This window comes from Variovorax sp. GW821-FHT10B04 (assembly GCF_059415645.1).
Genome location: NZ_JBWKNQ010000018.1, coordinates 77,779 through 90,722, shown reverse-complemented (window position 1 = coordinate 90,722; position 12,944 = coordinate 77,779). Strand labels below are relative to the sequence as shown.

General features: G+C 67.3%; 16 protein-coding genes and 1 pseudogene. 9 read left to right on the top strand and 8 right to left on the bottom strand.

Annotation, left to right across the window (positions count from 1 at the left end):
* The first annotated feature begins 112 nt into the window (after nucleotides 1–112).
* From gatC to gatB, 3 genes are read left to right on the top strand one after another with little or no spacing between them, the layout of a single operon-like run.
* Nucleotides 113–412 carry an Asp-tRNA(Asn)/Glu-tRNA(Gln) amidotransferase subunit GatC gene (gene gatC, locus AC07PZ_RS30260; RefSeq protein ID WP_495298886.1) on the top strand — a complete coding sequence of 100 codons (300 nt, stop codon included), beginning with the start codon at nucleotides 113–115 and terminating at the stop codon, nucleotides 410–412.
* A complete protein-coding gene (gene gatA, locus AC07PZ_RS30255; protein WP_495298885.1) occupies nucleotides 409–1,908 on the top strand; it encodes an Asp-tRNA(Asn)/Glu-tRNA(Gln) amidotransferase subunit GatA in 1,500 nt (499 codons plus the stop codon). Before gatC ends, gatA begins: the two co-directional genes overlap by 4 nt.
* A 4-nt stretch (nucleotides 1,909–1,912) precedes the next feature.
* Nucleotides 1,913–3,400, top strand: a complete 1,488-nt coding sequence (gene gatB, locus AC07PZ_RS30250; RefSeq protein ID WP_495298884.1) for an Asp-tRNA(Asn)/Glu-tRNA(Gln) amidotransferase subunit GatB — start codon at nucleotides 1,913–1,915, stop codon at nucleotides 3,398–3,400.
* Between the two features lie 42 nt (nucleotides 3,401–3,442).
* On the opposite strand, the gene AC07PZ_RS30245 is transcribed toward gatB, so the two are convergent.
* Nucleotides 3,443–4,075: a DUF4124 domain-containing protein gene (locus tag AC07PZ_RS30245; RefSeq protein WP_495298883.1), complete on the bottom strand. Its 633-nt coding sequence runs from the start codon at nucleotides 4,073–4,075 to the stop codon at nucleotides 3,443–3,445.
* A 79-nt stretch (nucleotides 4,076–4,154) separates the two neighbouring features.
* Nucleotides 4,155–4,907, bottom strand: coding sequence for an orotate phosphoribosyltransferase (pyrE, locus tag AC07PZ_RS30240; protein ID WP_495298882.1), 753 nt, complete (start codon nucleotides 4,905–4,907; stop codon nucleotides 4,155–4,157).
* 12 nt (nucleotides 4,908–4,919) lie between these two features.
* On the opposite strand from pyrE, the gene AC07PZ_RS30235 reads away from it, so the two are divergent.
* Together AC07PZ_RS30235 and AC07PZ_RS30230 are read left to right on the top strand one after the other, a co-directional pair.
* Nucleotides 4,920–5,723 (top strand): exodeoxyribonuclease III, encoded by an 804-nt coding sequence (locus AC07PZ_RS30235; protein ID WP_495298881.1) that lies wholly within the window; start codon nucleotides 4,920–4,922, stop codon nucleotides 5,721–5,723.
* 60 nt (nucleotides 5,724–5,783) lie between these two features.
* Nucleotides 5,784–5,999: a hypothetical protein gene (locus AC07PZ_RS30230; RefSeq protein WP_495298880.1), complete on the top strand. Its 216-nt coding sequence runs from the start codon at nucleotides 5,784–5,786 to the stop codon at nucleotides 5,997–5,999.
* A gap of 19 nt (nucleotides 6,000–6,018) precedes the next feature.
* On the opposite strand, the gene AC07PZ_RS30225 is transcribed toward AC07PZ_RS30230, so the two are convergent.
* Both AC07PZ_RS30225 and AC07PZ_RS30220 read right to left on the bottom strand, forming a co-directional pair.
* The gene (locus AC07PZ_RS30225; protein WP_495298879.1) at nucleotides 6,019–6,363 is read right to left on the bottom strand and encodes a hypothetical protein; all 345 of its coding nucleotides are present in this window, start codon (nucleotides 6,361–6,363) and stop codon (nucleotides 6,019–6,021) included.
* Between the two features lie 101 nt (nucleotides 6,364–6,464).
* A complete protein-coding gene (locus tag AC07PZ_RS30220) occupies nucleotides 6,465–7,598 on the bottom strand; it encodes an FAD-dependent oxidoreductase (protein ID WP_495298878.1) in 1,134 nt (377 codons plus the stop codon).
* 72 nt (nucleotides 7,599–7,670) lie between these two features.
* On the opposite strand from AC07PZ_RS30220, the gene AC07PZ_RS30215 reads away from it, so the two are divergent.
* The 3 genes and pseudogenes from AC07PZ_RS30215 to AC07PZ_RS30205 all read left to right on the top strand — a co-directional run.
* A complete protein-coding gene (locus AC07PZ_RS30215) occupies nucleotides 7,671–8,120 on the top strand; it encodes a MarR family winged helix-turn-helix transcriptional regulator (protein ID WP_495298877.1) in 450 nt (149 codons plus the stop codon).
* Nucleotides 8,098–8,370, top strand: coding sequence for a hypothetical protein (locus tag AC07PZ_RS30210; protein ID WP_495298930.1), 273 nt, complete (start codon nucleotides 8,098–8,100; stop codon nucleotides 8,368–8,370). Before AC07PZ_RS30215 ends, AC07PZ_RS30210 begins: the two co-directional genes overlap by 23 nt.
* A 169-nt stretch (nucleotides 8,371–8,539) precedes the next feature.
* Nucleotides 8,540–8,662 (top strand): annotated as a pseudogene (locus tag AC07PZ_RS30205) (exodeoxyribonuclease III); the annotation flags it as partial.
* A 27-nt stretch (nucleotides 8,663–8,689) separates the two neighbouring features.
* Here the strand turns inward: AC07PZ_RS30205 and AC07PZ_RS30200 are convergent.
* On the bottom strand, nucleotides 8,690–9,070 hold the full coding sequence (locus AC07PZ_RS30200; protein ID WP_495298876.1) for a nuclear transport factor 2 family protein: 381 nt from the start codon (nucleotides 9,068–9,070) through the stop codon (nucleotides 8,690–8,692).
* 39 nt (nucleotides 9,071–9,109) lie between these two features.
* A complete protein-coding gene (locus tag AC07PZ_RS30195; RefSeq protein ID WP_495298875.1) occupies nucleotides 9,110–9,874 on the bottom strand; it encodes an SDR family oxidoreductase in 765 nt (254 codons plus the stop codon).
* 130 nt (nucleotides 9,875–10,004) lie between these two features.
* Between AC07PZ_RS30195 and AC07PZ_RS30190 the strand changes: the two genes are divergently transcribed.
* Entirely contained in the window at nucleotides 10,005–10,946 is a 942-nt protein-coding gene (locus AC07PZ_RS30190) for a LysR family transcriptional regulator (RefSeq protein WP_495298874.1), read from the top strand.
* A 72-nt stretch (nucleotides 10,947–11,018) separates the two neighbouring features.
* Here AC07PZ_RS30190 and AC07PZ_RS30185 read toward each other — a convergent pair whose 3' ends face one another.
* Both AC07PZ_RS30185 and AC07PZ_RS30180 read right to left on the bottom strand, forming a co-directional pair.
* The gene (locus tag AC07PZ_RS30185; protein ID WP_495298873.1) at nucleotides 11,019–11,444 is read right to left on the bottom strand and encodes a DUF3830 family protein; all 426 of its coding nucleotides are present in this window, start codon (nucleotides 11,442–11,444) and stop codon (nucleotides 11,019–11,021) included.
* A 23-nt stretch (nucleotides 11,445–11,467) separates the two neighbouring features.
* Nucleotides 11,468–12,928: an amidohydrolase family protein gene (locus AC07PZ_RS30180; protein WP_495298872.1), complete on the bottom strand. Its 1,461-nt coding sequence runs from the start codon at nucleotides 12,926–12,928 to the stop codon at nucleotides 11,468–11,470.
* Nucleotides 12,929–12,944: the final 16 nt, after the last annotated feature.

Genomic DNA, 12,944 nt, shown 5'->3' with positions numbered 1-12,944 from the left:
GTTCGCGGGGGTTGCGGCAAAGGCGGGATAATACCTGAATCCCCCCCGGCTTCACCGTTCTGCCGCCCTCTTGGCGCGCTTTACACGCCGCTTTTCGACCCTCGATCCTTCCATGTCCCTGACCTCCTCAGACATTGCCCGCATCGCGTCGCTCGCGCGGCTGCAGCTGGCTCCCGACGAAAGCGAGCGCATGCTCGGCCAGATCAACGGCTTCTTCAATCTCGTCGAGACCATGCGATCGGTCGATACGGCCGGCGTCGAACCGCTGGCGCACCCGGTTGCGGCCATCGAGGACATCACGCTGCGGCTGCGCGACGACATCGCCAGCGAGCCGAACAACCGCGAAGCCAACCAGAAGAGCGCGCCCGCCGTGGACATGGGTCTGTTCCTCGTGCCGAAGGTGATCGAATGAACGCCGACCTGCACCAGTTGAGCGTGGCCGATCTGGCCCGGGCGCTCGCCGCCAAGGAAGTGTCGGCCGTCGAGGCCGCAGGCCATTTCCTCGGCCGCATCAAGGCGCACCAGGCGCTCGGCGCCTTCGTCGCCATCGACGAGGAAGCCACGCTGACCCAGGCGCGCCTGGCCGATGCGCGCATCGCCGCCGGCGATGCACCGGTGCTGGCCGGCGTGCCGATCGCGCACAAGGACATCTTCGTCACCACCGACTTCCCGACCACGGCCGGCTCGCGCATGCTCGCGGGCTACCGCTCGCCCTACGACGCGACCGTCGTGCGCAAGCTGGCCGAGGCCGGCACCGTGACGCTGGGCAAGCTCAGCTGCGACGAGTTCGCGATGGGCTCGGCCAACGAGAACGTCGCCGTGCCCGCGGTCGGCGCCGACGCCGTCGTGCCGGTGCGCAACCCGTGGGACACCGCGCGCATTCCGGGCGGCTCGTCCGGCGGCAGCGCCGCAGCCGTGGCCGCCCGCCTGGTGCCGGCCGCGACCGGCACCGACACCGGCGGCTCGATCCGCCAGCCTGCGTCGTTTTGCGGCGTCACGGGCATCAAGCCGACCTACGGCCGCGCCTCGCGCTACGGCATGGTCGCCTTCGCATCCAGCCTCGATCAGGCCGGCCCGATGGCGCGCTCGGCCGAAGACTGCGCGCTGCTGCTGTCGGCGATCTGCGGGCCGGACCTCGACCGCGATTCGACCTCGCTCGACCGTCCCGCGGAAGACTTCTCGCGCTCGCTGAACGACTCGCTCGAAGGCTTGCGCATCGGCGTGCCGAAAGAGTTCTTCACATCCGGTGAAGGCGGCCTGGCACCCGGCGTGCGCGCCGCGGTCGAGGCCGCCCTGGCGCAGTACGAGAAGCTCGGCGCGAAGCGCGTCGAGATCACGCTGCCGCGCACCGAGCTGTCGATCCCCGTGTACTACGTGCTGGCCGCGGCCGAGGCGTCGAGCAACCTGAGCCGCTTCGACGGCGTCAAGTTCGGCCACCGCGCCAAGGATTACCGCGACCTCGCCGAGATGTACGCGAAGACGCGCGCCGAAGGCTTCGGCGACGAGGTCAAGCGCCGCATCATGATCGGCACCTACGTGCTGTCGCACGGCTACTACGACGCCTACTACCTGCAGGCGCAGAAGGTGCGCCGCATGATCGCCGACGATTTCCAGCAGGCCTTCGCGCAGTGCGACGTGATTGCCGGCCCGGCGGCGCCGAGCGTCGCCTGGAAGCTGGGCGAGCACAACGACGATCCGGTCGCCGACTACCTGGCCGACATCTTCACGCTGCCCGCGTCGCTCGCCGGCCTGCCCGGCATGAGCCTGCCCGCCGGTTTCGGCGAGCACGCGATGCCCGTCGGCCTGCAGCTGATCGGCAACTACTTCGGCGAGGCCAAATTGCTGAACGCCGCGCACCGCTTCCAGCAGGCGACCGACTGGCATTCCCGCCAGCCCACCGGATTTTGAGACGATGAGCCAGCAAGACACCACCGAACAACTGCAGGCCGGCCGCCCCACGGGCCCGCTGGTGCAAGGCTATGAAGTCATCATCGGCTTCGAGACCCACGCACAGCTGTCGACTGCCAGCAAGATCTTCAGCCGGGCCTCGACGGCCTTCGGCGCCGAACCCAACACGCAGGCCTGCGCGGTCGACCTGGCGCTGCCCGGCACGCTGCCTGTGATGAACAAGGGCGCGGTCGAGCGCGCCATCAAGCTCGGCCTGGCGCTGGGCTCGACCATCGCGCCGCGCAGCGTGTTCGCGCGCAAGAACTACTTCTATCCCGACCTGCCCAAGGGCTACCAGATCAGCCAGTTCGAGATCCCGGTCGTGCAGGGCGGCTCGGTGAGCTTCTTCCTCGGCGAGGAAGCCAAGACCGTGCGCCTGGTGCGCGCGCACCTCGAAGAGGACGCGGGCAAGTCGCTGCACGAGAACTTCATCGGCCAGTCGGGCATCGACCTGAACCGCGCAGGCACGCCGCTGCTGGAGATCGTGACCGAACCCGACATGCGCTCCACCGCCGAGGCCGTGGCCTATGCGCGCGAGCTGCACAAGATCGTGACCTGGATCGGCATCTGCGACGGCAACATGCAGGAAGGCAGCTTCCGCTGCGACGCCAACGTGTCGGTGCGCAAGCCCGGCGACAAGCTCGGCACGCGCCGCGAGATCAAGAACCTGAACAGCTTCAAGTTCATGCAGCAGGCGATCGACTACGAGATCCGCTGGCAGATCGAGGAGATCGAGGACGGCCGCAAGATCCAGCAGGCGACCGTGCTGTTCGACCCGGACACCGGCGAGACGCGCGCCATGCGCACCAAGGAAGATGCGGCCGACTACCGCTACTTCCCCGATCCGGACCTGCCGCCGCTGGCGATCGCCGCCGACTGGATCGAGCGCGTGCGCGGCGAGATGCCCGAGCTGCCGCGCGCGATGGCCGAGCGCTACGTGACGACGCATGGCCTGTCGGCGTACGACGCGGCGCAGCTCACGCAGAGCCTGGCGCTCGCGCACTATTTCGACAGTGCGGTGGCGGCCGGCGCAGCACCCAAGCTCGCGAGCAACTGGATCACGGGCGAGATCGCGCGCCGGCTGAACGCGCAGGACATCTCGATCGCCGAGGCGCCCGTGAGTGCCGCGCAACTCGCGACGCTCGTCGCGCGCATCGGCGACGGCACGATCTCCAACAACGCGGCGCGCCAGGTGTTCGATGCGCTGTGGACCGGCGACGGCAGCGATGTCGACGCGGTGATTGCCGCCAAGGGCCTGAAGCAGATGAGCGACACCGGCGCGCTCGAAGCCATCGTCGACGGCGTGCTCGCGACCAACGAAAAGAACATCGCCGAATACCGCGCAGGCAAGGACAAGGCCTTCAACGCGCTGGTCGGCCAGGTCATGAAGGCCAGCCAGGGCAAGGCCAACCCGGCGCAGGTCAATGCGCTGCTGAAGGCCAGGCTCGGCTGATCGCCCCTTGCGGAGCCGGCTGGTTCCGCGGGGCGGCCCGGCTCAGCGCGGCGTGTCCGCGGTGGTGCTGCTCCACAGCCGCACCAGCTGCACGCGCTCTTCATCGAAGCGCTGGTTCACGCGCTTCTTCTCGGCCTCCTGCTCGCCGATGAAGCGCTTCTGCACCGACACGCTCTGCGTGTTGTCGTCCAGCTTGCGCCGCACCGACAGCGGCGCCTTGCTCACGTCCTTCTTGTAGAACTCGAGTTCGTCGTCGATGCGGCTGCGCTCCAGCGCCAGTTCGCCGACGCGCACCTGCGCGGCATGCAGCACGGCATCGATGCGCGACAGCACGTCGGCGCGTTCGCGGTCGTGCGCCCCGGCATCGGGATAGCGGACCAGCAGCGCGCGCTGGCGCCGACGTTCCTCGTTCTGCTGCGCCACGCGGCGTGCGGCCTGGCGGGCGTTTTCTTCGCGCTCGGCCAGTTCCCGCGGCGTGTAGCTGGGTGGAATGCTGCGGCGCGTGATGCCGGCCGGGCCGAGTTCGCGCTGCTCACGGTCGAGGCATTCGGCCAGCGGACGGTCGGCCGTGAAGGTACGGCCCTGCGCATCGGTGCAGCTGTAGATGGCACCCGGCGCGGGCGGCTGGGGCTGCGCATGCAGTAGCAGGCTGGTGCCCAGTGCCGCCAGCAACACGCCGGCACGGCACGCGGTTCCGGGCGTTGCGCCTGTCGGAAGATGGCCCGGGCCGTGCACGCGCGCGCCCTGCGGCCGTTCAGCTCGCGCCGTAGCGTGCGCGATAGGCCAGCACGCCGTCGCGGTGCACCTGCAGCGCCGGGTCGGCCCGTTCGGACAGGTAGCTCAGCAGGTCGTCCAGCGTGGCGATCGGCACCACCTGCATGCCCAACTGGTTGCGCACGTACTGCACCGCGCTGTGGGCGACGTCGGCGCCGTTCTCGGTCGCCATCTCCTGCCGGTCAAGGGCGATCGCGACCGCATGCGGCGTGGCGCCGGCGGCGCGGATCGCCGCGATCGATTCACGCACCGCGGTGCCGGCCGACATCACGTCGTCGACGATCAGCACACGCCCGGCCAGCGGCGCGCCGACCAGCGAGCCGCCCTCGCCGTGCGCCTTGGCTTCCTTGCGGTTGTAGGCAAAGGGCACGCTGCGGCCGCGCCGCGCGAGTTCGATCGCCACGGCCGCGCCCAGCGGGATGCCCTTGTAGGCGGGGCCGAAGATCATGTCGAATTCGAGGCCGCTGCCGATCAGCCGCTCTGCATAGAATTCGGCCAGCCGGAGCATCTTGGCGCCGTCGTCGAACAGTCCCGCATTGAAGAAGTAGGGGCTCAGACGGCCGGCCTTGGTCTTGAATTCGCCGAAGCGCAGGACGCCCGATTCGATCGCGAACTGCACGAAGCGCTGGGCCAGGGCCTTGTCGGCGTCCGTCTGGGGCGGCGTCACCGCCGTCACGTCCGCCGGAGCCACCTCTGCGCCACCATTGCCATTGCCTCCACCATCTACAACCATCGGGAATTCCTTGTGTTCAAACTGACCAGCCTCAACCTCAACGGCCTGCGTTCGGCCGCCACCAAGGGGGTGGCCGACTGGGTCGCCGAACTGGCGCCGGATTGTATTTGCATGCAGGAAATACGCGTCCAGGCCAGCGACATCGAAGGCCGCTTCGAGGAGATGGCGGGCCTGAAGGGCCACTTCCATTTCGCCGAGAAGAAGGGCTACGCCGGCACCGCGATATACACGAAGCATGCGCCCAGCGAGGTCGTGGTCGGCTGGGGCGACGCGGAGTTCGACGCCGAGGGCCGCTACCTCGAACTGCGCTTCGACACGCCGTCGCGCAAGCTGTCGATCATCAGTTGCTACTTTCCGAGCGGCTCGTCGGGCGAAGAACGCCAGGCGGCCAAGTTCCGCTTCCTGAAGGGCTTCTTCCCGCACCTGAACGCGTTGAAGAAGGAGCGCGAGTTCGTGCTGTGCGGCGACATCAACATCGCCCACCAGGAGATCGACCTGAAGAACTGGAAGGGCAACCTGAAGAACAGCGGCTTCCTGCCCGAGGAGCGGGCCTGGATGACGCGCCTGCTCGACGCGGGTGCGGAGGGCGCCGGCCTGGTCGACGTCTACCGCAAGCTCAAGCCCGACACCACGGGCGAGGCCTACACCTGGTGGAGCAACCGCGGCCAGGCGTATGCGAAGAACGTGGGCTGGCGGCTCGACTACCACCTGGCCACGCCGGCACTGGGCGCGCTCGCGCGCGAGGAGTCGATCTACAAGACCGTGAAGTTCAGCGACCATGCGCCGATCACGGTGGACTACGAGTTCACCCTCTGACTTCTGCTGAGCGCCCGCCTTCGACCGGAGCGGGCGTCCAACCACGGACCAGCAGATGGCTTGAGTCGATCTTTTGCTGTCGCAACCGCATCGAAGGACCTTGAAACGGATGCTCGTGCTGCGATGGCGTCCGACGAAACCACCTGGAGCGGAATCATGCGCGAAGAGATTCCCACGAAAATCACCGCGTTGATGACGACCAAGGCAACGAGCGAGATCGACCCGAGATGTGGGTATAGCGGCACCATCACGATCGATAGCGCGGTGCCGCAGTGAAGACGCGGAAGCTGCCGGATCAGTCGGCAGCGCGCCCGACAAGCAGGCCGACGAAGATCGTGCACAGGCCCGTCATCAGGTAGACGGTCGGCAGGTCTGTCAGCGCGACGCCGAGGTTGTTGCCGCGAACGATGTGCTGAACGGCATCAGCATGAAGCCGCAGGTCGTCATTGGCCAAGTGCGGCGGCACGGCGAGCTTGTGCGGCAGACGCCCGAACGGGCTGCGCTCCTGCGCCTGTCCCAGGTGATCGGCGACCGGCTGCATGCGCCACGCGACCACCAGGCCAAACTCCTTCGGCCCGATCTTGAGTGCCGGCATGATCACGGCGCCGAGCGGCGCCATCCACATGAAGTCCAGGATCACCGCGAACTGCAGGAACGCCAACGTCGCGACGACGAACAGCTGTTAGCGCGAGAACAGCGTGGCCGCGGCCTTCGCGCCGTCGGTGCCGGCCGGGTCGGCGCTCATGGGTGCGAGTCCATGTCATCGAGGATGGTCTGCGCGGCATCGTCACCAAACCAATCATCGAAGGACGACGTGATGGCTTCGACCATCGGCGTGGAACGCTCGATCATCAGCGACTCGTACTGGCGTTGGGCCGCGCGCCAGTCGTCGTTGCCGACGAGTGCCATTGCGAGGTCCGACGCGTCCAGCATCGCCAGGTTCACGCCTACGCCGAGCGGCGGCATCACGTGCGCCGCATCGCCGACGAGCGTCAGGCCGGCGCGATGCGGCCAGCCCAGCGGCAGGGGCATCGATGAGATGGGGCGCACCGCGGCGATCCGGTCGCTGTCGGAGATCAGTGTTGTCAGCAATGGCGTACAGCCGCTGAAGCGGCTCAACAGTTGCGCCTTGTCGATGCTTGCCAGCGCCTTGTCGGGTCGATCGGACTCTTCCGGGCGTGTCCGGAACGCAGCATAGACGCGGATGCTCGCGTTCCCGTTGCGCTGGGCGATCAGGCCCACGCCGCCGTGCAGCGAGAACAATGTCCCGCGCCCGACCAGGCTCGAAATGGCCGAGTGCCGCCGATCGACATCGTTCAACCACAACTCGACGAAGGTGGCGCCCCTGTAGACCGGGAGTGCGTCGGTAAGCAGTGCACGGCTCTTCGACCAGGCGCCATCGGCGCCGATCACCAGGTCGAACGGACCCAAGGTGCCGACCGCGCTCTTCAGTTCATGGCGACCATCCGGCAAGGCGAGCACCTGGTCGATGCGCACGCCCCAGTGGATCGTTTGCGGGGCCAGCGGCGCCAGCATCAGTTCGCGCAGAACCTTGCGGTCGATCTCGGGGCGTGTGCCCGTGCCCGGCTCCGGAATCTCCTCGCGCAGCAGTGCACCGGTCACGAAGTCGCGTACGCGTTGCTCCTGGTCTTCGTGACGCGCGACGGCGAGGAAGGCTTCGAGCAGTCCGGCGCGTTCCATTGCGAGCTGTCCGTCTTCCGGATGCAGATCGAGGCTGCCGCCCTGGTCGCGCGCTGCCTCCGACGAGTCGGCCTCGAACACGTCGAAGCGCCAGCCGTGCCGGCTCAAGACGTTGGCCGCAGTCAGTCCGCCCGGGCCGGCTCCGATGATCGCGATAGAAGGATGTTGCGACACGACGATTTCCTCTGCTACATTGATAGGACCCTATGATGGTACATAGGAGCCTATACATGTCAAAGGAAAATTGTGAAGCCAGTTGCCGAATGGCGCCCGCACGACATGCCAAGCTTGATCATCAATCGCCTTGCGCGCGTGCTGTCGAAGCGTGCCGACGACGAGCTGGCGGCCGTGGGGCTGACCGCGTCGCAACTGCCCGTGCTCGCTTCCCTGAAGGATGGGGTAAAACTGACCCAGAAAGAACTCGCCGATCTCGCCGCGGTGGCACAACCCAGCATGGCGCAGCTGCTGGCCCGCATGGAACGCGACGGGCTGGTGCAGCGCACGCCGTCGGCGACCGACGGACGCATCAGCCTGATCTCGCTGACGCCACAGGCCAGCCGACGGCTCGAACCGGGCCGGACGGCTTTACGCCGGGTCGATGACGATGTCTGCTCGGTCCTCACCGAGAAGGAACGCGAGATGTTGACGACGGTTCTTCGGAAGCTGGTGCGCCATGCACAAGGCAAGCCCGAGTAGAGAGCAACGGTCGCGTCGAACGTCAGCGCTTACCCACCACAACGGCACGGGCATCCGCAGCGTTTGCCGGCACTTCATGGTCCTGCGCGGTGAACTCGATCTCTTCTCGCAAGCGATCGTTGCCGTCGAAGGGAGCAAGTTCAAGGCAAGGCAAGGCAAGGCGATGCGACTGGCGGCTGGTGGGGGCCTAAGCCCTTTCCATGCTGCTTTGCAGTTGCGCAAGCCGCATGACGTCATCGACGTGCTGTGACGGTACTTTCAGTAGATCGTCGTTGGACGGGCCTTTGAGCCTCACGACGGGCACTCGCAATGCAAGTGTTCGGCATACTGGCGCACCGATGGTGTTTCCACGCAGCCTCGGCCGACGACAGTCGTCTTGCCCAACGACCAGCAACCCGATTCATGCGCGGGTTTTTTGTCGCACTCACTACCACCTGGCCACGCCGGCACTGGGCGCGCTCGCGCGCGAGGAGTCGATCTACAAGACCGTGAAGTTCAGCGACCATGCGCCGATCACGGTGGACTACGACTTCACGTTGTAGCCGTAGCGCCACCGGATTCGCTGCCCTTCAGTCCTTGCTGAACGCCTGCGCCGCTGCCGCCGTGTCCAGCGCTTCGCGGAGCAGCTTGATCTTGCCGCCTTCGGCGATCAGCACACCGGCGTAGGTCTGCCGGTAGATCTTCCCGGTGTCGACCACCAGCGCCTCGACGGAGTATTCGCCGAACACCTTGTCGGGCGTGTCGATCCAGACCTTGAAATCCTTGAACCGGAAATCCGGAATCTTCGCCAGCAGATTGACCAGCAGCGCCTCTACGGCCGCGGGGCCGCGGGCATGCGCTTTGACCGTAGGCAGTTCAAGGACGCCATCTTCGGCAAAAAGCGCCGCAGCGGCGGCTGGCGTGCGGACGTTGTCCTGATAGGACTGAAGCAATTCGAGAGCGTTTTTCATGATGGATTCCTTTCAGGTCCGAGGGGCTCGACGGGCAGCTCAGATCTGGGCGATGCCGCCGTCGACGAACAGTTCGATGCCGGTGATGAACGCCGAATCGTCCGACGCGAGGAAGATCGCGGCCTTGGCGACATCCTCGGGCTGCCCGATGCGCCCGATTGGCACCTGCGCGGTCAGGTAGTCGAGCAGGCCTTGTTGCTGGGCGGCATCGGGGCCTGCGAGTTCGACCAGGCCCGGGGTGTGGATCGGCCCCGGCGACAGCGTGTTGATGCGGATCGCGCGACCCTTCAGGTCCAGGACCCAGCTGCGCACGAGGCTGCGAACCGCTGCCTTGGTTGCGCTGTAGACACTGAAGTTCGCGGTGCCTTTCACGCCCGCCGTCGAACCGGCCAGGATGACGGACGCGCCGTTCGCAGCCTTCCCGAGCAGCGGCAGCGCCTTCTGCACCGTGAACACCACGGCCTTCACGTTGCGGTCGAAGGTTTGGTCGTAGTGCGCCTCGGTGATGGCACCGAGCGGCAGCATGTCGCCGCCGCCCGCGTTGGCGTACAACACGTCGATGCGGCCATGGCGTGCCTGCACTGCGTCGTAGAGCCGATCCAGGTCGGCGAGCTTGGTCGAGTCGGCCTGAAAGCCCGTCGCGTTGTGTCCGATGGCGCTCACGGCCGCGTCCAGTTCGGCTTGGCGCCGGCCTGTGATGTAGACGAATGCGCCTTCCGACGCGAAGGCCTTGGCGGCTGCGAGACCGATGCCGGTGGTACCGCCCGTGATGACGGCGACCTTGCCCGAGAGTTTGTTGTTCATGGCTTTGCTCCTGTGGTTGAGAGGGTGAGCGAAGCTTAAAATGTTCATCTCCCTGAATAAAGTCGATATCTTTGACTTGATATTTCATCAATATGAATAATCAAGGCATTGAAAGTCGCCGTTACCCGCCATGGATCAACTGCTTGCCCTGCGCGTCTTCGTGCGCATCGCCGAATCCGGTGGGTTCTCGCGCGCTGCCGATTCGATGAACATCCCCCGCCCCACGGTGACCAAGCTCGTGCAGGACCTGGAGCAGCACCTGGGGACGAAGCTGCTGCATCGCACGACACGGCGCGTCAGCGTGACGCCCGAGGGCTCCGCTTATTTCGAGCGTGCGAAAAGCCTCATCGGCGAGCTCGACGACATGGACGAGAGCACGTCACAGGCGCGCGCCCGGCCGCAGGGGCGCATCCGCGTCGACGTCGGTTCGGTGCTGGCAAACATGATCCTCATCCCTGCCTTGCCGGGCCTCCGGGCCCGCTACCCGGACCTGCACGTCGACCTCGGCGTTGGCGATCGCCCGGTCGACCTGGTCGGCGAAGGCGTCGACTGCGCGATTCGCGGCGGCCCCCTGCCCGACATGTCGCTCGTCGCGCGGCGCATCGCCGACATGGATTGGGTCACGTGCGCGAGTCCGGTGTACCTGGGCGCGCGGGGCGTGCCGAAACATCCGTCCGAACTGATGCCCCCCGCCAGGGAACCGGCGGACAAGAACCGCGTCCCGGGCCATGCCATCGCCGGCTACTTCTCGTCTCTGACCGGGCGGGCCTTCCCACTCGAATTCCACAAGGAAGGCGAACAGATACAGGTGCATGGCCAGGTGGAGGTCGCCGTCAACGAAAGCACCGCCCACCTGAACGCGCTGCTTGCTGGCGTCGGCGTCGGCCAGGCGTTCAAGTTCATGGCCGCGCCCTATCTCGAAAGCGGGCAACTGCGCCGCGTGCTGGGCGGCTGGACCCGTCCGCGGCAACCCTTCCACATCCTCTATCCGAGCAATCGGCACCTGAGCACCAAGACCCGGCTGTTCGTCGATTGGGTTGCGGAAATATTCGCGCCGTTCGACGACCGATGAGTCCTGGATGCGGCACACGACGGGCAACTGCAGTTGCGGTAGCGGTTGCAGGCGCCGCGGCCTTCAGCCGAATCAGGCCAGCTCGAACACCACGTCCTGCGCCCCTTCCCACAGCACCTTGGTGCCGAGCTTGCGCAGGTTTTCCTTGCCTTCCACGATCGTGAGGAAGTGGTTGCCGGCGAGCTGGCCCATCTTGCTGGCGAAGCTGCAGGCGCCATAGGCCAGGATGATCTCGGTCTCGCTGTAGCCGCCGGGATAGAACAGGATGTCGCCGACCGACGGATGGCTGGTGTGGTTCTCGAAGCCGACCGGTGCGCCGTCGGCCTCGAGCTTGAACTCGCCCAGCGGCACCCAGCAGCCTTCGCCGCTCCAGCGCACGTGGATGAGCTTCTGCCGGTAGGGCAGCAGCTTCAGGAAAGCGGCCACGGTGAGCGGCGCGTCGGGATGGGTTTCGGCGATGAAGTCGAAGCCGCCGGCGGTGATCTTGAGTCGGGTCATGGATTGCGTGATGTATCTGGAGGTCAGCCGCAGCAGCCACCGAAGCGGCCGTGACGGTAAAAGGGCGCGAGGTCTTCGGCCAGGGCCTGCACGGTGCCGCGCCAGCCTTGATGGCCGGCGTCGGCCGCGAGTGCCGCGCGCATGCGGCCTCGCAATTCTGCCTGCAGCGCAAGCTCGTCCACGCCGCACACCCGGCCCGCGTCGACCACCGTTCGGCCGCCGGCAAGCACCGTGTGGATGTGGCGGCCGTTGCCGCGCGCCAGCAGCAGGTCGAGCGGGTCGACGTCGTCGAACAGCGCATCGTCGTCGAGCGCATCCCAGTCGAGCAGCACGATGTCGGCCGGCTCGCCAGGCGCGATGCGGCCACGCGAGGCGAAGCGCCACAGCTGCGCCGGCGTCATCGCCGTGTCGTAGCCCCAGCCGCGGTGCAGCGCATAGGCCAGCCGTGCCTCGCGCAACGCATCGTCGTCTTCGTCGAAGGCCATGCCGTCCAGGCCCATCGCGACCTTGCAGCCCTGCGCGAGCATCTCCGCCAGCGGCGCGATGCCCGACTTCAGGCCGAGGTTCGAACTGGTGTTGACCGCGATGGTCACGCCGCGCTCGGCCAGCAACGTGAGCTCGTCCGGCCGGGCCCAGGCGCAGTGGGCCAGCGTGAGCCGCGGGCTCAGCAGGCCGATCCGGTCGAGGAAGCGCACGATGCCGCCGGGATGCGCCGCGTCGGCCCAGTCGCGCTGGTACTTCGTCTCGAGCAGGTGCATGTGCACCCGGCGGCCGGTGTCGGCCGACGCGCGCGCGATGGCTTCGAGCAGCGGCGTGCTGCACCACTGCACGGCCGTCGGCCCGTACTGCACGTCGACATGCGCGCCGTGGCCGCCGGACGCGACCATCGCCGCGACTTCGTCGACCACCGCGAGCTGCTGCGCGGGTGCAACCGGCTTCACGGCCAGCCGCTGCGCCACCGCGTCGCGGATGCCCGGCCGCAGTGCGGCCAGCATCGTGGCGTCGTCGCTGTAGCCGATGCCATGGCGGTCGCGCATGGCGACCGCGAAGCCGATGCGCACGCCGACGTCGCGTGCGGCGCGGGCCACTTCCGCTGCCTCCTCCACATAGGGCATGCCGCCCTGCGCGCGCGTGTAATGAACCATCAGGTCGACCACGCCGTTGCGCAGCGAACGCGAGAAGGACGTGGCCGCGCACAGATACGGGTCCATGCCCGGCACCACGCCGAGAAAGGCCAGCCAGCTCTCCAGCGGCTGGTTGAAGGCGCCCAGCGTCGCGCTGCGGAAGGTGCGCGCATGGTCGTGCGCATTGGCCAGCGCGGGCAGGGCCAGCCGACGGCGGCCGGGCACCGCGTCGCGCAGCGGCGTGAGCGCGGCGACGCGTCCCTCGGCAAGGGTGATGCGCATGTGGCGCTGCGCGGGCGTCGCGCCGGGGTCGGCCAGCAGCCAGGCGCAGTCGATGGAGGTGTCGTGGGTCGTCGTCATTTCAGCGCGATCTTGC